The sequence below is a fragment of the Burkholderia sp. HAN2018 genome, assembly GCF_024704855.1.
In the GTDB taxonomy this organism is placed as follows: Bacteria; Pseudomonadota; Gammaproteobacteria; order Burkholderiales; family Burkholderiaceae; genus Burkholderia; species Burkholderia cepacia.
In genome coordinates this window covers 1-20753 of sequence record NZ_QOBB01000127.1, presented here as the reverse complement: position 1 = coordinate 20753, position 20753 = coordinate 1, and the positions used below count along the sequence as shown (strand labels likewise).

Annotated in this window: 16 protein-coding genes; 14 read left to right on the top strand and 2 right to left on the bottom strand. The window is 65.5% G+C overall.

The annotated features are described in order from the left end of the window. The 6 genes from DPV74_RS26350 to DPV74_RS26325 all read left to right on the top strand — a co-directional run. Positions 1-245, top strand: a 245-nt coding sequence (locus DPV74_RS26350) for a PfkB family carbohydrate kinase (protein ID WP_240440020.1), incomplete at its 5' end; no start/stop codon positions are given. 277 nt (positions 246-522) lie between these two features. Further along, positions 523-2286, top strand: a complete 1764-nt coding sequence (locus DPV74_RS26345) for a methyl-accepting chemotaxis protein (protein WP_119338248.1) — start codon at positions 523-525, stop codon at positions 2284-2286. Between the two features lie 550 nt (positions 2287-2836). Continuing rightward, positions 2837-4759 (top strand): PrkA family serine protein kinase, encoded by a 1923-nt coding sequence (locus DPV74_RS26340; protein WP_021163181.1) that lies wholly within the window; start codon positions 2837-2839, stop codon positions 4757-4759. Positions 4760-4884: 125 nt separating this feature from the next. Further along, complete coding sequence (locus tag DPV74_RS26335; protein WP_021163180.1) at positions 4885-6153, top strand: YeaH/YhbH family protein; 1269 nt, start codon at positions 4885-4887, stop codon at positions 6151-6153. Further along, entirely contained in the window at positions 6150-7829 is a 1680-nt protein-coding gene (locus DPV74_RS26330; protein WP_027787471.1) for a SpoVR family protein, read from the top strand. The genes DPV74_RS26335 and DPV74_RS26330 overlap by 4 nt, the downstream gene beginning before the upstream one ends. 231 nt (positions 7830-8060) lie before the next feature. Further along, positions 8061-9365 carry an MFS family transporter gene (locus DPV74_RS26325; RefSeq protein WP_021163178.1) on the top strand — a complete coding sequence of 435 codons (1305 nt, stop codon included), beginning with the start codon at positions 8061-8063 and terminating at the stop codon, positions 9363-9365. 76 nt (positions 9366-9441) lie between these two features. On the opposite strand, the gene DPV74_RS26320 is transcribed toward DPV74_RS26325, so the two are convergent. Further along, positions 9442-10371 (bottom strand): LysR family transcriptional regulator, encoded by a 930-nt coding sequence (locus DPV74_RS26320; RefSeq protein ID WP_060084836.1) that lies wholly within the window; start codon positions 10369-10371, stop codon positions 9442-9444. Positions 10372-10472: 101 nt separating this feature from the next. Here DPV74_RS26320 and DPV74_RS26315 point away from each other — a divergent pair, with 101 nt between their 5' ends. The 8 genes from DPV74_RS26315 to DPV74_RS26280 all read left to right on the top strand — a co-directional run bounded on the left by DPV74_RS26315 (position 10473) and on the right by DPV74_RS26280 (position 19450). Then, complete coding sequence (locus DPV74_RS26315; RefSeq protein WP_059817137.1) at positions 10473-11510, top strand: agmatine/peptidylarginine deiminase; 1038 nt, start codon at positions 10473-10475, stop codon at positions 11508-11510. Between the two features lie 46 nt (positions 11511-11556). Continuing rightward, complete coding sequence (gene aguB, locus DPV74_RS26310) at positions 11557-12471, top strand: N-carbamoylputrescine amidase (RefSeq protein ID WP_060358156.1); 915 nt, start codon at positions 11557-11559, stop codon at positions 12469-12471. A gap of 10 nt (positions 12472-12481) precedes the next feature. Further along, positions 12482-13594 carry a polyamine ABC transporter substrate-binding protein gene (locus DPV74_RS26305; protein WP_119338247.1) on the top strand — a complete coding sequence of 371 codons (1113 nt, stop codon included), beginning with the start codon at positions 12482-12484 and terminating at the stop codon, positions 13592-13594. 59 nt (positions 13595-13653) lie between these two features. Next, positions 13654-14766, top strand: coding sequence for an agmatine/peptidylarginine deiminase (locus DPV74_RS26300; RefSeq protein WP_119338246.1), 1113 nt, complete (start codon positions 13654-13656; stop codon positions 14764-14766). A 213-nt stretch (positions 14767-14979) separates the two neighbouring features. Next, positions 14980-16914: a rhomboid family intramembrane serine protease gene (locus DPV74_RS26295; RefSeq protein WP_060372686.1), complete on the top strand. Its 1935-nt coding sequence runs from the start codon at positions 14980-14982 to the stop codon at positions 16912-16914. A 175-nt stretch (positions 16915-17089) separates the two neighbouring features. Then, positions 17090-17905 carry an ABC transporter substrate-binding protein gene (locus tag DPV74_RS26290; RefSeq protein WP_059682687.1) on the top strand — a complete coding sequence of 272 codons (816 nt, stop codon included), beginning with the start codon at positions 17090-17092 and terminating at the stop codon, positions 17903-17905. Between the two features lie 94 nt (positions 17906-17999). Then, positions 18000-18722: an amino acid ABC transporter permease gene (locus DPV74_RS26285; RefSeq protein WP_060084842.1), complete on the top strand. Its 723-nt coding sequence runs from the start codon at positions 18000-18002 to the stop codon at positions 18720-18722. 2 nt (positions 18723-18724) lie between these two features. Continuing rightward, complete coding sequence (locus DPV74_RS26280; protein WP_119338250.1) at positions 18725-19450, top strand: amino acid ABC transporter permease; 726 nt, start codon at positions 18725-18727, stop codon at positions 19448-19450. A 167-nt stretch (positions 19451-19617) separates the two neighbouring features. Here DPV74_RS26280 and DPV74_RS26275 read toward each other — a convergent pair. Then, positions 19618-20753: M23 family metallopeptidase (locus tag DPV74_RS26275; protein ID WP_240440019.1), on the bottom strand; the 1136-nt coding region annotated here is incomplete at its 5' end.

Below are 20753 nucleotides of genomic sequence, written 5' to 3'. Positions count from 1 at the left end.
TGGGCGCGCGCGGCGTGCTTGCGCTGACGGCCGACGGCGCCGCGCGGCATTATCCGGCGCCGGCCGTGCAGGCCGTCGACACGACGGCGGCCGGCGATACCTTCATCGGCGGCTTTTCCGCGCGGCTCGCGGCCGGCGCGGACGTCGACACCGCGATCCGCTTCGCGCAACGCGCGGCGGCACTGTCGGTCACGCGGGCGGGCGCGCAACCGTCGATTCCCACGCTTGCCGAACTGGCCGGATAGGGCCTGATCATGTATCGCAGCCGGTTCGTCGCAAACGACGGCCGGCCGCGTATCCGCGATGCGCGCGGCGACGGAGGGCCTTCCATCGATGTGCACGCCAGTGCACGGCGATGTACGTATTTTCGTTCAGCTATTTGTAATAAACAGACGAATAATTCGAAAAAATAGCGGAAACGCCATCAAGTTGTGCGATGCATGGTCGTAAATGCATCAGGTGAAGCAATGCTTCGAAGCGACGGGTCCGTCCCGTCCATCACGACGCAACACAGGAAGGATGATGGCGTTCAAAAACCTGACGATTCGTGCGCGCATCGGTTTCACGATGGCGTTTCTGGCGGTGCTCCTCGGTGTGATCGGTGGGCTCGGCGTGTATGGAATGACGCGCGCGAACGGCACGACGCGCGAGATCTTCAAGAATCAGATGCCAAGCGCGGTCGATGTCTCGCTTGCCGAGATCTATTCGGCGCGCGAACGCCTGGCCCTCGACCGGGCGGCGCTCCTGGCCGGCACGCCCGATGCGGCGGCTGCCATCGAGCGAAGCCGCGGGATGCGCGCGCAGTCGGACACCTGGTGGCAAAAGTATCTCGCGTTGCCGCGCGGCCCGGAGGAGGATCGCATCGCACAGGACGTCGCCGCGAAGCGGCAGGCGTTGCAGCACGAGTGCGACGCGTTCGCGAGCGTGCTCGGGGCGAATCAGGCCGACCGCATCGGCGACGGCGCAAAGCAGCTCCAGGCGCGCTACACCGACCTCTCGACGGCGAGCGAGGCGTTGCGCAACTACCAGTTCAGTGACGCGCAAGCCAACTTCGATCATGCGGAATCGGTGTACGAGACGCTGCGTGTGCTGGCCATCGTCGCGCTGGTGGCCGGCTTCGCTGCCGCGGTGGTGTCGTGGCTGACGCTGAGCCGCGCGATCGGCCGCCCGATTGCCGACGCGCTCGCGCATTTCGACGCGATTGCCGCCGGCGACCTGCGCCGGCCGATCGTCGTGGACCGGCGTGACGAGATGGGCCAGCTTCTCGAGGGCCTCGGCAAGATGCAGCGCGGGCTCGTCGAGACGGTGCGCACCGTGCGCGGCGGCAGCGAGTCGATCGCGACCGCGGCGCGCCAGATTGCGGCCGGCAACATCGACCTGTCGTCGCGCACCGAGGAGCAGGCCGCGGCGCTGCAGGAAACCGCGTCGAGCATGGAGCAGCTGACCGGCACCGTGAAGCAGAACGCAGACAATGCACGCCAGGCGAGTTCGCTGGCCGCGAATGCGTCGGAGATTGCAAACAAGGGCAATACGGTGGTCGGCCAGGTGGTCGGCACGATGGGCGAGATCAACGACAGCTCGGCGAAGATCGCGGACATCATCGCGATCATCGAGGGAATCGCGTTCCAGACCAACATTCTTGCGCTGAATGCAGCGGTGGAAGCCGCGCGGGCCGGCGAGGAAGGCCGCGGTTTCGCGGTCGTCGCGGGCGAGGTGCGCAGCCTGGCCCAGCGTTCGTCGGCCGCGGCCAAGGAGATCAAGGTGCTGATCGACGCGTCGGTGGAGCGCATCCGGTCGGGTTCCACGCTGGTCGACGAGGCAGGGCGCACGATGAGCGACGTGATCGGCGCGGTGCAGCGCGTGACGGACATCATGGGCGAGATTGCGGCGGCATCCGAGGAGCAGAGCGGCGGGATCGATCAGGTGGCGCGCGCGGTCGCGCAGATGGACGAGGTCACGCAGCAGAATGCGGCGCTCGTCGAGGAAGCCGCGGCCGCCGCGCAGTCGCTCGACGAACAGGCCGGGCGCCTGCGTGAAACGGCAGCGGTATTCCAGCTCGCCGACGACACGTCGCGGCCGGGTGCCGCGGCACCGGTTGCGGTGCGTCACGCGCCGCGTGCGCCTTCCGCGGCGGTTGCCGCGCCTGTCGCTGCTGCGCGCGACGATCGCGATGCCCAGCCGAAACGCGCGGCTGCTGCGGCACCGGTGCGCAAGCCCGTCGCGGCCGCCGCTGCGCCCGCGCAGGCGGCCGCTACCGGTGGCGCGGACGACTGGGAAACCTTCTGATTCGCGCGTGCCGCGCATCTATCCCCATTTGGTAGCGAACGACGCCCGCAACATGCGGGCGTCGTCGTTTCTGCGGTGGAGAAATGTGACAGTCGACGTACATGAACGACGATCGTGCAGGGTTGCGTGCATCGAACGATCTGCATCGACGGAGGTGCGCACAGGTGCGAGTGAAGTTCCCGCATCCGTCGTACGGGTATCTCCGTAAGGGCGCTGCGAAAAAAATTTGTAACGGCGCGCGCAACGTGTCGTCGCAAACGGCTGCTCGAACGTATAGGGATGAAGGGGGAAGTGACGACGTCGGATGTGTCCAACGCACAAGACGTTCCGTTGTTCGACGAGACGCGACGGATGCAGTTTCTGCGGCTCGGGAGATCGATTGTAAAACGACGAAATGCGTTGTCCAAGCGGTGTTGTCGAGAATGACGAACTTCATACGAAGAGTTCGTGAAAAAAAATAAGAAAGGGTTTAGGATGAATTCGAACGCGCTTGCTTCTGCGCAGTCGTACGAAGGCAGGCACGTCTTCAGACTCAGGCGAGGGAGGTAGCATGGATATTTACAGCAGCTTCGCGAACCGCTTCGAAAAAACGCGAGAGGAAGAGCTCTCGCTGGAGGAGTATCTCGCGCTCTGCAAGAACGATCCATCCGCGTACGCGACGGCTGGTGAACGCATGCTGGCAGCAATCGGGGAACCTGAACACATCGATACCCGCAACGATCCGCGCCTGTCGCGGATCTTCGCGAACAAGGTCATCAAGGTCTATCCCGCGTTCCGTGAGTTCTACGGAATGGAGGAAGTGATCGAGCAGGTGGTCGCATATTTCCGTCACGCTGCGCAAGGGCTCGAAGAGAAGAAGCAGATCCTCTATCTGCTTGGCCCGGTGGGCGGCGGCAAGTCGTCGATCGCCGAGCGTCTGAAGCAACTGATGGAGCGCGTGCCGTTCTATTCGCTGAAGGGTTCGCCCGTCAACGAATCGCCGCTCGGGCTGTTCGACTACGACGAAGACGGCCCGATCCTCGAGGAACAGTACGGCATTCCGCGCCGCTACCTGAAAAACATCCTGAGTCCGTGGGCCGTCAAGCGCCTGCACGAATACAACGGCGACATCCGCCAGTTCCGCGTGGTGCGTCGTTATCCGTCGATCCTGCGGCAGATCGGGATCGCGAAGACGGAGCCGGGTGACGAGAACAACCAGGACATCTCGTCGCTGGTCGGCAAGGTCGATATCCGCAAGCTCGAACAGTACGCGCAGGACGACGCCGACGCGTACAGCTACTCCGGCGGCCTGTGCCTGGCGAACCAGGGCCTGCTCGAGTTCGTCGAAATGTTCAAGGCGCCGATCAAGGTGTTGCACCCGCTGCTCACCGCCACGCAGGAAGGCAACTTCAAGGGCACCGAGGGTTTCGGCGCGATTCCGTTCGACGGGATCATCCTCGCGCACTCGAACGAGTCGGAATGGAAGGCGTTCCGCAACAACCGCAACAACGAGGCACTGCTCGACCGGATCTTCGTCGTGAAGGTGCCGTACTGCCTGCGCGTATCGGAAGAGACCAAGATCTACGAGAAGCTGATCCGCAACTCGTCGCTGGCCGAGGCCGTCTGCGCACCGGGCACGCTGAAGATGATGTCGCAGTTCTCGGTGCTGTCGCGGCTGCACGAGCCGGAGAATTCGAGCCTGTTCTCGAAGATGCAGGTGTACGACGGCGAAAACCTCAAGGATACCGATCCAAAGGCGAAGTCGTACCAGGAATACCGCGACTACGCGGGCGTGGACGAAGGGATGACGGGCGTGTCGACACGCTTCGCGTTCAAGATCCTGTCGCGCGTGTTCAACTTCGATTCGAGCGAGGTCGCGGCCAACCCCGTGCACCTGATGTACGTGCTCGAGCAGCAGATCGAACGCGAGCAGTTCCCGCCGGAAACCGAGCAGAAGTATCTGTCCTTCGTGAAGGACGTACTGGCGTCGCGCTACGCGGATTTCATCGGCAAGGAGATCCAGACGGCCTACCTCGAGTCGTATTCGGAGTACGGCCAGAACATCTTCGACCGCTACGTCACGTATGCGGACTTCTGGATCCAGGACCAGGAATTCCGCGATCACGATACGGGCGAGAGCTTCGACCGCGCCGCGCTGAACGCGGAGCTGGAGAAGATCGAGAAGCCGGCCGGCATCAGTAATCCGAAGGATTACCGCAACGAGATCGTGAACTTCGTGTTGCGTGCACGGGCGGCGAACGCCGGCAAGAACCCCGTGTGGACGAGCTACGAGAAGTTGCGCGTCGTGATCGAGAAGAAGATGTTCTCGAATACCGAGGAACTGTTGCCGGTGATTTCGTTCAACGCGAAGGGTTCGGCGGAGGAGCAGCGCAAGCATGAGGACTTTGTGAACCGGATGGTCGCGAAGGGCTATACGCCGAAGCAGGTGAGGCTGCTTTGCGACTGGTACCTGCGCGTGCGCAAGTCATCATGACGCGCGCGGTACCGCGCCCGTACGGCGAGACCGTACGGGCGCTTTCAGAGGCGCCGCCCGCATGACGGCAGACGGCATGCGCGGCGAGTGCCCCGGCAGATCGACTTTCGAGCGGGAGACCGGGAGTGCTTCATCAAATCATCGACCGCAGGCTGGCCGGCAAGAACAAGAGTATCGCCAACCGCGAACGCTTTCTGCGTCGCGTCAAGAACTACATTCGTCGTGCCGTGTCCGACGCGGTGCGCGACCGTAGCATCAAGGATATCCAGAGCACGCAGAGCATCACGATCCCGCGCAAGGACATCGCGGAGCCGAATTTCCGGCACGCGCCTGGCGGGCGTCGTGAATACGTGCACCCCGGCAACGAGGACTACGTGCGCGGCGACAAGATCCCGCGCCCGCAGGGCGGCTCGGGCGGCGGAGGCAGTCAGGCGAGCAACGAGGGCGAAGGGCAGGACGACTTCGTGTTCGAGTTGTCGCGCGACGAGTTCATGCAGTACTTCTTCGACGATCTCGAACTGCCTCGCCTCGTGAAGACGCACCTGCTGACGGTGCCGAGCTGGAAGAACGTGCGCGCGGGCTGGTCGGCGGAAGGCACGCCGAACAACATCGACGTCGTGCGTTCGCTGCGCAGCGCACTCGGGCGTCGCATCGCGCTCGGCTCGCCGCTCGTCAACGAGCTGCGCGAGCTGGAGGCGCAGCTCGAGGCGATGAAGAGCGACCCGGAAGACCGGCGCGCGGAGATCGCGGTGCTCGAGGCCGAGATCCATCACCTGAAGGGGCGCATCTGGCGGATTCCGTTCATCGATCCGTTCGACCTGCGCTACATCAACCGCGTGAAGCAGCCGCAACCGTCGAGCCAGGCCGTGATGTTCTGCCTGATGGACGTGTCGGGCTCGATGGACGAGCAGCGCAAGGATCTGTCGAAGCGCTTCTTCATCCTGCTTTACCTGTTCCTCAAGCGTAACTACGAGCGCATCGAGGTGGTGTTCATCCGCCACCACACGCGTGCCGAGGAAGTCGACGAGGACACCTTCTTCCATTCGACCGAGAGCGGCGGCACGGTGGTGTCGAGTGCGCTCGAGCTGATGCGCAAGGTGATGAACGAGCGCTACTCGCCGACCGAGTGGAACATCTACGGCGCGCAGGCGTCCGACGGCGACAACTGGACTGACGATTCGCCCAAGTGTCGCAAAATCCTGGAAGAGGATATCCTCACGAAGGTGCGTTACTTCGCGTATATCCAGGTCGCGCCGGAAGAGCAGAACCTGTGGCTGGAATACGCGCAACTGGCCCTGTCTCAGCCGCATCTCGCGATGAAAAAAGTGGAATCGGCTGCCGACATTTACCCGGTGTTTCGCGAATTGTTCGAAAAGCAGGTGGAAATGTCATGACGACCCGCCATCTGCACAACGAGTCGCGCGGCTATGCGCCGCGCCCTTCCGGCGACGACACGGCCGGCCCTGCCGCACCGCAGCAACGCGGGCAGGCCGAACCACCGCCGCCGGCCGCCGATTTGCCCGGCCCAGGGCAAAAGGAAGCGCGTATGAACGTTGCCGAACGCAAGCCGCTGCCGTGCCCGTCCGACTGGACGTTCGAATTGCTCGAGGAATACGACACGCACATCTCGCAGGTCGCCGAACAATACGAGCTCGACATCTACCCTATCCAGCTCGAACTGATCAGCGCCGAGCAGATGATGGACGCGTATGCGTCGGTCGGGATGCCCGTCAACTACCGTCACTGGTCGTTCGGCAAGCACTTCCTGTCGACCGAGAAGAGCTACCGCCGCGGCCAGATGGGCCTCGCGTACGAAATCGTCATCAACTCGAACCCGTGCATCGCGTACCTGATGGAAGAGAACACGATGACGATGCAGGCGCTCGTCATCGCGCACGCGGCGTACGGGCACAACTCGTTCTTCAAGGGCAACTACCTGTTCCGGCTGTGGACCGACGCGCACGCGATCATCGACTATCTCGTGTACGCGAAGAACTACGTCGCGGAATGCGAGGAGCGCTACGGTCTCGATCGTGTCGAGGAACTGCTCGATTCGTGCCATGCGCTGATGAACTACGGCGTCGACCGCTACAAGCGGCCGCAGAAGCCTTCGCTGTCGAAGGAGGCCGCGCTGCGGCGCGAGCGCGAGGCGTACCTGCAGTCGCAGGTGAACGAACTGTGGCGCACGCTGCCGGGCAAGAAGCCCGAGCTGATGGAGGAGCAGGAAGACCGCTATCCGCCCGAGCCGCAGGAGAACCTGCTGTATTTCGCGGAAAAGAATGCGCCGCTGCTCGAACCGTGGGAGCGGGAAGTGATCCGCATCGTGCGCAAGATCGGCCAGTATTTCTACCCGCAACGGCAGACGCAGGTGATGAACGAAGGCTGGGCGACGTTCTGGCACTACACGTTGCTGAATACGCTGTACAACCAGGGGAAGCTGGAAGACAGCTTCATGATGGAGTTCCTGCATTCGCACAGCAACGTGGTCTACCAGCCGCCCGTCACGAAGCCGTACTACAGCGGGATCAACCCGTACGCGCTCGGCTTTTCGATGATGAGCGACATCCGGCGGATCTGCGAAGCGCCGACGGAGGAAGACTACAAGTGGTTTCCCGAGATCGCGGGCACCCCGTGGCTGCCGGCGATGCACTACGCGATGCGCAACTTCAAGGACGAGAGCTTCATCGCGCAGTACCTGTCGCCGAGCCTGATCCGCGACATGCGGCTCTTCTCGGTGCTCGACGACGACATGCGCGATTCGCTCGAGGTGTCGGCGATCCACGACGATTCGGGCTACCAGTATGTGCGGCAGGCACTGTCGAGGCAGTACGACATCCATCACCGCGAACCGAACATCCAGGTGTGGGCGGTGAACACGCGCGGCGACCGCAGCCTCACGCTGCGCCACTTCATGACCGACAACCGTCACCTGTCGAACGACAGCGACGAAGTGCTCAAGCACATGGCCCGGCTCTGGCAATTCGACGTGTTCCTGGAAAGCGTCGACGAGGCCGGTACCGTACGCAAGCGCTACGAGTGCCGCTACGTGCCGCCGGAGGTGCGGATCTGAACATCGCCAGCGGGAAGTTTGCATCGAGCGCCAGCCTGCGGGCTGGCGTTTTCATATGACGAACGCATGGCGGGAGAAAAATTTTCTACATCCGGACGAACCCGGAGAGCCTGTTACTTTACATTTCGCTAAAATCCCGTAGCGCCGTGCGCCGGAACCGGTGCCACGTTCGACCGCACGCGGCGGCCCAGCCGCCTCGCCCAGAAAGTACTACAAGGAACAGACCAATCCATGGACGTCCAGACCGAACAAGCCGCGCTGTCCGCGCATGACACCCGGCGGCGCGTGTTCGCCATCGTCGGCGCCTCGTCGGGCAACCTCGTCGAGTGGTTCGACTTCTACATCTACTCGTTCTGCGCGCTGTACTTCGCGCCGGCATTCTTCCCGAGCGGCAACACGACGACGCAGCTGCTGAACACGGCGGGGGTGTTCGCGGCCGGCTTCCTGATGCGTCCGATCGGCGGCTGGCTGTTCGGCCGCATCGCCGACCGCCACGGCCGCCGCAACGCGATGATGATCTCGGTGCTGATGATGTGCGGCGGCTCGCTCGTGATCGCGGTGCTGCCGACCTATGCGCAGATCGGCGCGCTCGCGCCGGCGCTGCTGCTGGTTGCGCGGCTGTTCCAGGGGCTGTCGGTGGGCGGCGAATACGGCACGAGCGCGACCTACATGAGCGAGGTGGCGCTGAAGGGCCGCCGCGGCTTCTTCGCGTCGTTCCAGTACGTGACGCTGATCGGCGGCCAGCTGTGCGCGCTGCTCGTGCTCGTGATCCTGCAGCAGACGCTGTCGGGCGACGAACTGAAGGCGTGGGGCTGGCGCATTCCGTTCGTGGTCGGCGCGGCGGCCGCGTTGATCTCGCTGTACCTGCGCAAGTCGCTCGACGAGACGTCGACGTCCGAATCGCGCGACAAGAAAAACGCGGGCACGATCCGCGGCGTGTGGCAGCACAAGGGGGCGTTCTTCACGGTGGTCGGCTTCACGGCCGGCGGCTCGCTGATCTTCTACACGTTCACGACGTACATGCAGAAGTACCTCGTGAACACGGCCGGCATGCATGCGAAGACGGCCAGCAACGTGATGACCGTCGCGCTGCTCGTCTACATGCTGATGCAGCCGGTGTTCGGCGCGCTGTCCGACAGGATCGGCCGCCGCACGTCGATGATCCTGTTCGGCTCGTTCGCGGTGATCGGCACGGTGCCGCTGATGCACGCGCTGAAGGACGTGACGAGCCCGGTGGCGGCGTTCGTGCTGATCACGGTCGCGCTCGCGATCGTCAGCTTCTACACGTCGATCAGCGGGCTGATCAAGGCCGAGATGTTCCCGCCGGAAGTGCGCGCGATGGGCGTCGGCCTGTCGTATGCGGTCGCGAACGCGATCTTCGGCGGCTCGGCCGAGTACGTCGCACTGTGGTTCAAGTCGATCGGCAGCGAGGAAACCTTCTACTGGTACGTGACCGTGCTGTGCGCGATTTCGCTGATCGTGTCGTGGCGGATGCGCGATCCGAGCAAGGAAGGGTACCTGCGTCACGAGCCGTGATCGGCCGCGCGTCGTACGCATTCGCATCATGACGAACGTCCCGCCAGCCGGCGGGACGTTTTTTTTCGACGTTCGATTACGCGGGCGGAGGCGGTGCATGGTCGGGCGCCGGGTCGGCCACGCTCGACAGGATGCCTTGCTGGACCAGCCAGTCGAACATCTGCTCGACGATCGGCGAGCGCGACGGGCCTTCCATCCGCGACAGCCACCATGTGGTGCCGGGCAGGCGCGGGTAGTCGGCGAGCACGGTCAGCACGTGCTGGTCGAGGCCGGCCTGCGCGACGAGGCGCGGCAGGCACGCAATGCCGCGGCCGCGCTGCACGGCGTCCAGCACGAGCCGCTGGTCGTCGTAGATCGCCTGCATCCGGAAATCCGACAGCTGCTCGCGAAAGACGGTCGCCATGCGCTCGTCGGTCAGGCTCGCTTCGAGGCAGACGAGCCCCGCGTGCCGCGCGTGTTCGGCGCGCGGCACGCGGGCGAGCGTCTCGGCCAGCGGCGTCGCGCATACCGTCACCCATTCGTCCCGCATGAACGGGATATCGACCAGGCCCGGCTGCAGCATCGGCCGCGTGCCGATCGTCATGTCGACGTCGATCTCGTCGACGTAGCGCGCGGTTTCGTCGGTCGACAGCAACGGGCACAGGTCCGGCAGCGCCTGCTGCAACTGCTCGAGGCGCGGCTGCAGCCAGCCGTGCAGCAGCGGCGCCGGACACACCAGCACGACGAGCCCCGGGTTCAGGTAGGTCGCGATGCGGTCGAGCCCGCCGCGCAACGTGTCCATCGCGCGCTGGACGCTGCGCTGCAGGACCTCGCCGGCGATGGTCAGCTCGACGCCGCGGCCGCGCCGGCGGAACAGCGGTTGCCCGAGCTGCGCTTCCAGCTGCTGGATCTGGTGGCTGATCGCCGACTGCGACAGGTGCAGCTCGTCGGCCGCGCGCGAGAAATTGCCCAGCCGGGCCGCGGCTTCGAAGCCGGTCAGTAGTTTCAGGGACGGAACGCGTTGCATCGAGGTATGAGGTGAATTGATTGATTCGGCCAAGAAATATCAATATTCATCAAGTTTAACCTGGCGGAAAATCGCTCATCAATCACAACGGAGTCGGATCGATGGGTCGCTTTGATGCTCGCCAGCGCGGTTACCGGATGCCCGCCGAATGGGAATCCATGCACGCGACGTGGCTCGGATGGCCGGTGCTCGACAATCGCGAGGACCTGTGGGGGACGCATTACGCGCAGGTCTGCCGCGAATTCGCGCTGGTCGCGCGCACGATCGCGCGCTATCAGCGCTGCGTGGTCGCGGTGCACCACAGCCAGGCCGATGCCGCGCGCGAACTGGTGGGCCCGAGCGTCGACGTGCTGCCGGTCGCGGCCGAGGACAACTGGCTGCGCGATTGCGGGCCGATCTTCCTCGTGAGCGAACGGCGCGGGCTGGGCGCGGCCGTGTTCCGCTTCAACTGCTGGGGCGAGAAGTACCAGCCGTACGACGGCTGCCAGCAGGCCGGTCAGGACATCGCGCGCGCGGCCGGCGCCGAGATCTTCAATTCGCACATGGTGCTGGAGGGCGGCTCGTTCTACGTCGACGGGCAGGGCACGCTGGTCACGACCGAGAGCTGCCTGCTGCATCCCAACCGCAATCCGCACCTGAGCCGCGCGGAGATCGAAGCGGAATTGCGCCGCATGCTGGGCGTCGAGAAGATCGTGTGGCTGCCGGGCAACCCCGACGAAGTGGAGACGAACGGGCACGTGGACGGCATCGCGTCGTTCATCGCACCGGGCCGGATGCTGTGCCAGACCGCACTGCCGGAACAGGGCGACTATTTCCGCGTGATGCGGGAAAACCGCCGCGCGCTGGAGCTCGCGACCGATGCGGCGGGGCGCCGTTTCGAGCTGCTCGACCTGCCGTCGCCGATCGTCAGCGAACGCTTCGGCTCCGAGCGCTACTGCGACTGCTATGCGAACTACATTCTGGTGAACGGCGCGGTGATCGTGACCGCATTCGGCGTCGAGCAGGACGAGGCCGCACGCGACGCTTTCAGCCGGGCGTTCCCGACGCGCAAGGTGCAGATGCTGCCGATCCCGACGCTGTCGATCGGCGGCGGCAGCATCCACTGTTCGACGCAGCAGCAGCCGTCCGTCGCGCACTGAGCGACGTCCCGTCAGCGGTTTCCGGTTCCATCGAGGAGCAATCGCAATGCCGTCCAAACACATCACCGTCGCCGCCGTCCAGATGGCGTCGGGCAGCTGGAATCTCGAAGACAACATGGCCACCGCGGAGCGCCTGATCCGCGCGGCCGCCGCGCAGGGCGCGAATCTCGTGCTGTGCCCGGAGCTGTTCGCGATGCCGTACTTCTGCCTCGACCAGAACGTGCGCCATCTCGAACTCGCGCAGCCGTTCGAAGGCAACGCGCAGATCGCCCGTTTCGCGGCGCTGGCCGGCGAACTCGGCGTCGTGCTGCCGATCGGCTTCTTCGAGCGTGCGGGCAATGCCGCGTACAACTCGATCGCCGTGGCGGACGCGGACGGGCGCGTGCTCGGCGTCTATCGCAAGACGCATATCCCGGACGGGCCGGGTTATACGGAGAAGTTCTATTTCACACCGGGCGATACCGGCTTCAAGGTGTGGGATACGCGCTTCGGCCGGATCGGCATCGGTATCTGCTGGGACCAGTGGTATCCGGAGACGGCGCGTTGCCTCGCGCTGATGGGCGCCGAGATCCTGTGCTTTCCGACCATCATCGGCTCGGAGCCGTTCAGCAGTGCGTTCGATTCGTCCGGCCACTGGCAGCGCACGATGCAGGGCCACGCGGCCGCCAACATGGTTCCGGTGGTGGCGGCCAACCGGATTGGCCGCGAAGCCGGCTTCGGCAACGGCAATCCGCAGCAGCAGGCGCTCACCGGCGTGTTCTACGGGTCGAGCTTCATCGCGGATCACACCGGCGAGAAGCTGGCCGAGGCGAACCGCACCGACGAGGCGGTGCTCGTGCACACGTTCGATCTCGACGCGATCCGCGCCGACCGGCAATCGTGGGGCTTCTTCCGCGATCGTCGTCCGGAGATGTATCGCACGTTGCTGACCAGCGACGGCGTATCGTCCTGCTATCGATGAGGGACGCCCGATGAAACGGCAAGGATGGTTGCGTGTCGCGGCGCCGGGCCTCGCGCTGTGCGTGCTGGCGGGAACGGCGCGCGCCGACGAAGAGAAGGTGCTGAACCTCTATAACTGGAGCAATTACTTCGCGCCGGATACGCTGGCCGGTTTCGAGAAGGAAACCGGCATCAAGGTGCGCTACGACGCGTACGACAGCGACGAGACGCTGCAGTCGAAGCTGCTGACCGGCAACAGCGGTTACGACCTCGTGTGGCCGACCAACGACTTCATGGCCCGGCAGATCCAGGCAGGTGTGTTTCGCAAGCTCGACAAGCACCGGCTGCCGAACCTGAAGTATCTCGATCCGTCGCTGCTGAAGCAGATGGCGCAGTCCGATCCCGGCAACCAGTACGGCGTGCCGTACATGTGGGGCACCGTGGGCGTCGGCTACGACCGCGCCAGGGTGCGCGCGATCCTCGGCAAGGACATGCCGGCCGACAGCCTCGACCTGCTGTTCAAGCCGGAGATCGCGTCGCGCGTCGCCGCGAAGTGCGGCCTGGGCCTGCAGGACTCCGCGAGCACCGTGCTGCCGCTGGCGCTGCGCTATGTCGGCCGCGATCCGATGCATCCGTCCGCGCAGGACTACGCGGCCGCGCAGGCGATGCTGATGAAGATCCGGCCATTCATCCGCGAGTTCGTGGGTTCGTCCGACGCCAACGAGCTGATCGACGGTGAGCTGTGCGTAACGGTCGGTTTTTCCGGCGCGATCAACCTGGCCGCGCAGAAGGCGAAGGCGCGCGATCCGAAGCGCGACGTCGTGTACGACATTCCGCGGCTCGGCACCCTGATGTGGTTCGATGCGATGGTCATTCCGGCATCCGCGAAACATTCGGACAACGCGCATGCGTTCATCAACTACATCCTGCGTCCGGACGTGATCGCGAAGATCTCGAACTCGACACGCTACGCGAATGCGAACCAGGGCGCGCTGAAGCTGATGGATCCGGCGCTGGTGCGCGATCCGGGCGTCTATCCGGACGAATCGACGCGGCGCAGGCTGTTCACGCCGATCGCCGAATCGCCGGCCGCGATGCGTCTCGAAGGCCGGACCTGGCTCGGCTTCAAGACGGCGCGACCGTGACGGCCCGCCCTGAAACAACCGAAACAACCGAAATAACCGGCAAGCGAAAGAGGAATGCCATGACTACACGACGTCAACTGTTGAAACGCGGCCTGTCCGTCTCGGGCGCGGCGCTGGCCGCCGGCGCGATGGGCGGGTTGTTCGGCCGCGCCGCGCATGCGCAGCAGGGCGCCACCTGGCACATGCCGGACGAAGGCGCGCCGCACACGGCGACCTGGATGGCGTTCGGCCCGAGCGCGGACATCTGGGGCGCGCGGCTGCTGCCGGTGGTGCGCGAGCATCTTGCCGCGGTCGCGAAGGCGATCGCCGCGCACGAGCCGGTCAGGATGCTGGTGCGGGAAGAGGATTACGCGGTCGCGTCGCGCCTGTGCGGTTCGTCGGTCGAACTCGTCCAGCATCCGGTCGACGACCTGTGGATGCGCGATACCGGGCCCGTGTTCGTGAAGAACGCGTCGGGCCAGCTCGGTGGCGTGAGCTTCAATTTCAACGGCTGGGGCAACAAGCAGGAACACGACCAGGACGCGCAAGTCGCGCCGTTCGTGGCTGAACGCGCCGGTGCGCGGCTGATCGACACGAAGCTCGTGCTGGAAGGCGGCGGCATCGAGGTGGACGGCGAGGGCACGGCGATCATCACGCGCAGCTGCGTGCTCAATTCGAACCGCAATCCGGGCGTCAGTCAGGCGCAGTGTGAAGCCGAGCTGAGCCGCCTGCTCGGGCTGAAGAAGATCATCTGGTTGCCGGGCATCGCCGGCAAGGACATCACCGACGGGCATACCGATTTCTACGCGCGCTTCACGAGCCCGGGCGTCGTGGTGGCCGGGCTCGACACGGACCCTTCGTTGTACGACCACGCAGTGACGCGGCAGCATCTGGAGATCCTGCGGAAATCCACCGATGCGAAGGGGCGCCTGTTGAAGGTCGTGGTGCTGCAGGGCCCGAAGACCGTCCGGCACCAATACGAGAACGCGGAGTTCGCGGCCGGCTACATCAATTTCTACGTGTGCAATCGCGCGGTGATCGCGCCGCAATTCGGCGACAGCCGTGCCGACCGCAATACGCGCGACACGCTCGTCGACCTGTTTCCCGGCCGCGAGGTCATCCAGCTGAACATCGACGGCATCGCCGCGGGTGGCGGCGGCATCCACTGCACCACGCAACAGCAGCCGGCGTGAGCGTGTCGCGTCATATCGTTATCGAAATCGATTCGTTGTCCGTTGCGGACGATTTCCGTAACCTGAACCCGTAGTTCGTGTGACACCTCCTTGACTGGGATTCGCGCCCGCTGCGTGCAGCGGGCGTCTTTTTTTGTTCCGATCATTCGCGTGTCCAGGATATACAATCGCCAACGCCTGTCCGAGGCGCCATCGACGATTGAAAAAATATCCATGAAAGAACAACGATCATCCGTTCCGGGCCTGACGATCCTGCTGGCCGTCGTCAACCTCGCCGTCTTCGTGCTGATGTGGCGACAGGCATCGTACGGTGCGCTGACGAACAGTCTGCTGCTCGGCTGGGGCGCCAACTTCGCGCCATATACGCTGACCGGGCAGCCGTGGCGCCTGCTGACCAGCGCGTTCCTGCACGGCGGTTGGCTGCATCTGGCGCTGAACCTTTACATGCTGATCGTGCTCGGCACCGTGCTCGAGCGCGCGGGCGGCTCACTGCGGTTCGGCGTCGCGTACCTGCTGTCGGCGCTCGGCGGCTCGCTGCTGAGCGCGCTCTGGTCCGGGCATCACGAGGTCAGCGCAATGCAGGTCGCGTTCGGCATCGTGATGCCGACGAGCGGCATCCGCCCGGTCGTCAGCGTCGGTGCGTCGGGCGCGCTGATGGGACTGGCCGGCGCGGCCGCCGCGCTCGCATTGCACCGGCGTGCGGACCGCGGTCGCGATGCGGGCGTCGTCATCAATCTTGGCGCGGTGGCCCAGGTGATCGCCATCAACCTGGCGTCGGGATTCTTCATTTCAGGTATCGACCAGGCTGCGCATCTTGGCGGTGTCGTCACGGGTTTCGTCGCCGGCTGGATACTGTACGGTTTTCGTCCTTCGGGCGCTTCGCTGCGTGGCGCGGTGCTGCCGGTCACGCTGGCGGTGCTGGGTAGCGGCGTGATGTTGTTTGCGGCGCAGCGCGCGGGCAGCGCGGAGCTGCAGGAGCTACGCACGGCCGTGGATCGCGAGCGTGCGCAGGACGACGCGCGGCAGCAGGCGAAGCGCGATGCGGACACGATCGCCGAGCAGATCCGCGAGGACGAGCAGCATCGCGCCGCACCCGTGTCCGCGGAACTGGCCGCAGGCACGGTCGTCCCGGTCGGCAAGGGTACCTATGCAATGGTCATGGGAGCGTCGGGCAAGCGCCTGTACATCACCGACAACGACGAGAACACGCTCGTCGTCGTCGACGTCGACAAGCGCACGGTGGTCCAAACGATTGCCGGCGAGCCATTCAAGACGGGGCTCAACGGTTGTCCAAGCAACATGTGCCGCGGCCGCGGCGCGAGCGGAGTAGTTGTCAGCCCGGATGAGCGCTACGCGTATGTGACGTCGATGCGCGAGGACAGCGTCGTACGTATCGATCTGGCGAGCGGCAAGATCGTCGACAGTGCGATGCTCGGCCGGTTTCCGCGTGCGATCGTCGCATCGGCATCGCACGACAGGCTCTACGTGCTGAACGGCGTCGACGATACGGTGTCCGTCGTCAGCATTACGCACTGGCCGCAGGTCGTCGCGACGCTGAAACTGGGTGACGGCGACGGGGCGGGCGTCGAGTTCGGGCGGTCACTGTCGATGTGGCTGTCGCCGGACGGCAAGCAACTGAATGTCAACGCAATGCAGAAAGGCACGATCGTCGCGTTCGATACGTCGACGAACGAGCCGCTCCGCTCGTATCCGCTCGATGCAGGTTTCATCCGGGCGGAACCGGGCGCGCCGGGCGCGGGAACATGGTTCTACGGCGCGTCGTCGGTCAAATGGGTGGACCCGGCGAGCCTGGCATCCCTGAAGACCTATCCGGTCTGCCAGACTTCGGCACACAGCTTCGACGGCAGCGATGATGGCAAGCTGATCGCCGTGACCGCGTACGACGGTTCGCCGATGCGCGTGATCAAGGTGGCGACCCGCCGAACGGTCGGCGAATTTCCGGTGGCGGGCGGCGTGTCGCAGGTGATCTTCGCGCCAGACCATCGCACGCTCTACGCACTGGGCGCTGCGGGCACGCTGTCGTTCCTCAGCATGGACCGCTCGCTCGATTATCTGCAAGACACGGACGCAGGCGAATTCCTGTGTGCGGCGTCCGCGGACGGGGAAGAGGGCGCTGACGGCGCGTGACCGCGCCGCCAGCCTCATCACGAAACCCGCTGAGCAAAGCACCATTTGTTGGTTCGGATTCGCCGCACGCGCTGATACGTTAGCGGCTTCGCGACGACACACTCCGTCGCGATGTTCTTCGAACCGGGCCGCCGCGCGATCCGCGGCGGCCTTCATAACAAATCAGGTCGTGCTCATGAAAATCCACACTCTCGCTACGTGGCTCGTCGGGGCTGCGCTCATTACCGCAGGCACCGTCGCGCATGCGGACCGTCTCGACGATATCAAGAAGGCCGGCGTGCTGCGCGTCGCGACGTTCGACAGCAACCCGCCGTTCGGCTATGTCGACGGCAAAAGCAATCACATCGTCGGTCTCGACGTCGACTATGCGAAGGCGCTCGCCGACAAGCTCGGCGTGAAGCTGCAGCTCCAGCCGACCAACCCCGCGAACCGCATTCCGTTCCTGACGTCCGGCAAGGTCGATCTCGTGCTCGCGAACTTCACGATCACCGACGAGCGCGCGAAGCAGGTCGACTTCAGCATCCCGTATTTCTCGTCGGGCCAGCAGTTTCTCGCGAAGAAGGGCGTGCTGAAATCGGCCGACCAGCTGAACGGGCTGCGCGTCGGCGCCGACAAGGGCACGACCAACGAAATCACGCTGCGCGAGAAATTCCCGAAGGCGACGATCGTCGCGTACGACGACACGCCGTTCGCGTTCGCCGCGCTGCGTGCCGGCAACGTGCAGGCGATCACGCAGGACGGCCCGAAGCTGATCGGCCTGCTCGCGAACGTGCCGGACAAGCAGAACTACGAGATCCCGGCGTTCACGATCTCGAACGATTACATGGGCGTCGGCGTGCCGAAAGGCGAGACGCGCCTGCTCGGCTTCGTCAACGACACGCTGAAGGGGCTCGAGGCGAACGGGCGCGCCGTGCAGATCTACGACGCATGGTTCGGGCCGACGACGAAGACGCCGCTCACGCGCATCTTCCGGATCGGCGACAAGACCTGATCCGCATCGCACGCGCGCCGCGACCGGCCGGATCACCGGCCTCGCGGCGCTTTCCGTTTTCTTCCGATCGCGCGCTTCGCGCCCGCAACACAGCATGCTCGGGTTGGCTCCCAAATATCTGTCCTGGCTCTGGCAGGGCTTCCTGCTGACGCTCGGTCTCGCGGCCGCGTCGGCCGTCGCCGCGACCGCCGGCGGTCTGCTGCTCGCGGTCATGCGGCATGCGCGCGGCACGGCACCGCGCGCGGCGGCAGCCGCGTACGTCGTCACGTTCCGCAACACGCCGCTGCTCGTGCAGTTGCTGTTCTGGTATTTCGGTGTCGCGTCGCTGCTGCCCGACACGTGGGTCGCATGGCTGAACGCGCGCCATGCGTTGAGCATCGGCCCGTTCACGCTCGCATGGCCGTCGTTCGAATTCGTCGCGGGCTGGGTCGGGCTGAGCGCGTATACGGCCGCGTTCGTCGCGGAGGAATGCGAAGCCGGCCTGCGCGGCGTGCGGCGCGCACAGCACGATGCGGCGGCCGCGCTCGGCCTCACGCCGATGCAGTCGCTGCGCTACGTGGTGCTGCCGCAGGCCGTGCGCATCGCGTTGCCGCCGCTGTTCGGCCAGTACATGAATCTCGTGAAGAACTCGTCGCTCGCGATGGCGATCGGCGTGGCCGAGCTGTCGTATGCATCGCGGCAGGTCGAGACCGAAACGTTCAAGACCTTCGCGGCATTCGGCGTGGCGACCGTGCTGTACGTCGCGGCGGTGGCCGCGATCGAAGCGGGCGCGTATGCGGCGACGCAATGGCGCGACCGGCTGGGAGCGGGGCGCTGACGATGGATTTCTCGCTGCTGCTCGCCAATCTGCCGTACCTGCTCGTCGGCGCATTCCCGGAGGGGCCGCTCGGCGGCGCCGCGCTGTCGCTGCTGCTCGCGATCGCGTCGGCCGCTGCATCGGCCGTGCTCGGCATCGCGCTCGGCGTTGCCATGGCGCTCGCGCGCGGTCCTGCGCGCGTGCTGCTGCTCGCGTTCATCGGCTTCTTCCGCGCGATTCCCGTGCTGATGCTGATTTTCTGGACCTACTTCCTGATGCCCGTGCTGCTGCACATGGACGTGCCGGGGCTCGCGACGGTCGTGTGCGCGCTCGCGCTGATCGGCGGCGCGTATCTCGCGCACGCGGTGCATGCGGGCATCGTCGCGGCCGGCGACGGGCAATGGCAGGCCGGGCTGTCGCTCGGTCTCACGCGCTGGCAGACGGTGCGCTACGTGCTGCTGCCGCAGGCGATCCGGATCATGACGCCGTCGTTCATCAATCAGTGGGTCGCGCTCGTGAAGGACACGTCGCTCGCCTATATCGTCGGCGTGCCTGAACTGTCGTTCGTCGCGACGCAGGTGAACAACCGGCTGATGGTGTATCCGGCGCAGATCTTCCTGTTCGTCGCGCTGATCTACCTGGTGCTGTGTACGTCGCTCGACGGCGCGGCACGCTGGCTGTTGTCACGCCGCCCACGCACGCAACGCGCCGCGGATGCGGCGGTCGAGTACACGGAACCGGCGCGGTAACGGCGAGCCGCGGCCGCATCGACGTGCCGGTGAGGCGGCAAGTGTCGCGGAATCTTCGCGGCGGACAACGCGCCGGGCTGGTCGGGCCCGGCGGGCAGCACGCACAAGGAAGGGGGAGGGGCGGCCGCGCGCCGCTGTTCGTCGAGCGACGGCGGGCGGCCGGTGCGTCACGACGCGGCGTAGTGCGTATTGAAGACCGCGCGCAGCGTCGACGTGTCGGTCGCGAAATCGCCCCACAGCGGCCCGTCGTTCTGCGCGAACGCGAACGGCGCCGTATTGATCGACGCGAGACGGAAGCGCCATTGCGCCGCTTCCTGGCGGAATGCGGTGAGCTGCATGTCGGACAGCGCCGTCTGCGCGCTCGCGAGCGTGACGAGCGGGTCGACCGGGTTGTTCGCGACCCGCACCTCGAAGTGCAGGTGCGGGCCTGTCGCGGCGCCGGTCATCCCGACCGAGCCGATGCGCTGGCCCTGCTTCACGGTTTCGCCCGTCTTGAGACCGTGCGCGAACGCCGACAGGTGCGCGTAATAGGTCGAGTAACCGTCGGCGTGATCGACGATCACGTAGCGGCCGTAGCCGCCCGGATCGGTGCCGACGAACGACACGACGCCGTCGGCCGCCGCGTCGACGGGCGTGCCGGTCGGCGCGGCGAGATCGACGCCCGTGTGGAACGCCATCGCCTGCGACAGCGGATGGACGCGCTCGCCGAAGAACGAGCTGATGCGCGTCCATTTGACCGGCATCGTGAATGCGGCGGCTTCGAGCGGCGAGCCGTCGAGCGCGTAGTACGCGCCGTGCTCGGCGCCCGGCGCGCGGAACCAGATCGCGCCGAACGTGCGGCCAGCGACGCGCAGCTCGAGCGCGGTAAGGCGCGGCGTGCCGTCGTTCGTATCGAACGCGACGCGGTAGTAGTCGCCGCGCTGCGCGCTCGCGCGCATCGCGACCTTGCCGCTGACGAGATCGCCGAGCTGGATGCGCACCTCGGGCGGCACGTCGAGACGGTTCAGCGTATCGGACAGCGTGAGCTCAATGTCGCCCGCGCGCATGCCGTGCCGGTTTTCGGGGGCCGCGAACTGGAACAGGTTCGCATAACCGAGCATGTCGTTGCGGTGCGCGCTGAGCGGCGCGAACAGGCCCGGCTGCTGGCTGCGGTCGTGGTGTTCGTCGGAATCGTGGCGCTCGCCGATCGTGCGGGCGAGCTCGCTCGTCACGAAATGCTGCGCGGTGGGAAACGGCGTGTCGGACAGCACACGCTGCGGCAGCGCGGCCGTGCCCGAGTCGACGGCGCCCGGCAGTTGCGACA

What these genes read in the sequence shown, in the direction of transcription:
- DPV74_RS26295 (WP_060372686.1), top strand. Translation starts at nt 14,980, where the DNA reads ATGAAAGAACAACGATCATCCGTTCCGGGCCTGACGATCCTGCTGGCC.
- DPV74_RS26330 (WP_027787471.1), top strand. Translation starts at nt 6,150, where the DNA reads ATGACGACCCGCCATCTGCACAACGAGTCGCGCGGCTATGCGCCGCGC.
- DPV74_RS26285 (WP_060084842.1), top strand. Translation starts at nt 18,000, where the DNA reads ATGCTCGGGTTGGCTCCCAAATATCTGTCCTGGCTCTGGCAGGGCTTC.
- DPV74_RS26305 (WP_119338247.1), top strand. Translation starts at nt 12,482, where the DNA reads ATGAAACGGCAAGGATGGTTGCGTGTCGCGGCGCCGGGCCTCGCGCTG.
- DPV74_RS26340 (WP_021163181.1), top strand. Translation starts at nt 2,837, where the DNA reads ATGGATATTTACAGCAGCTTCGCGAACCGCTTCGAAAAAACGCGAGAG.
- aguB (WP_060358156.1), top strand. Translation starts at nt 11,557, where the DNA reads ATGCCGTCCAAACACATCACCGTCGCCGCCGTCCAGATGGCGTCGGGC.
- DPV74_RS26300 (WP_119338246.1), top strand. Translation starts at nt 13,654, where the DNA reads ATGACTACACGACGTCAACTGTTGAAACGCGGCCTGTCCGTCTCGGGC.
- DPV74_RS26315 (WP_059817137.1), top strand. Translation starts at nt 10,473, where the DNA reads ATGGGTCGCTTTGATGCTCGCCAGCGCGGTTACCGGATGCCCGCCGAA.
- DPV74_RS26325 (WP_021163178.1), top strand. Translation starts at nt 8,061, where the DNA reads ATGGACGTCCAGACCGAACAAGCCGCGCTGTCCGCGCATGACACCCGG.
- DPV74_RS26320 (WP_060084836.1), bottom strand. Translation starts at nt 10,371, where the DNA reads ATGCAACGCGTTCCGTCCCTGAAACTACTGACCGGCTTCGAAGCCGCG.
- DPV74_RS26345 (WP_119338248.1), top strand. Translation starts at nt 523, where the DNA reads ATGGCGTTCAAAAACCTGACGATTCGTGCGCGCATCGGTTTCACGATG.
- DPV74_RS26280 (WP_119338250.1), top strand. Translation starts at nt 18,725, where the DNA reads ATGGATTTCTCGCTGCTGCTCGCCAATCTGCCGTACCTGCTCGTCGGC.
- DPV74_RS26290 (WP_059682687.1), top strand. Translation starts at nt 17,090, where the DNA reads ATGAAAATCCACACTCTCGCTACGTGGCTCGTCGGGGCTGCGCTCATT.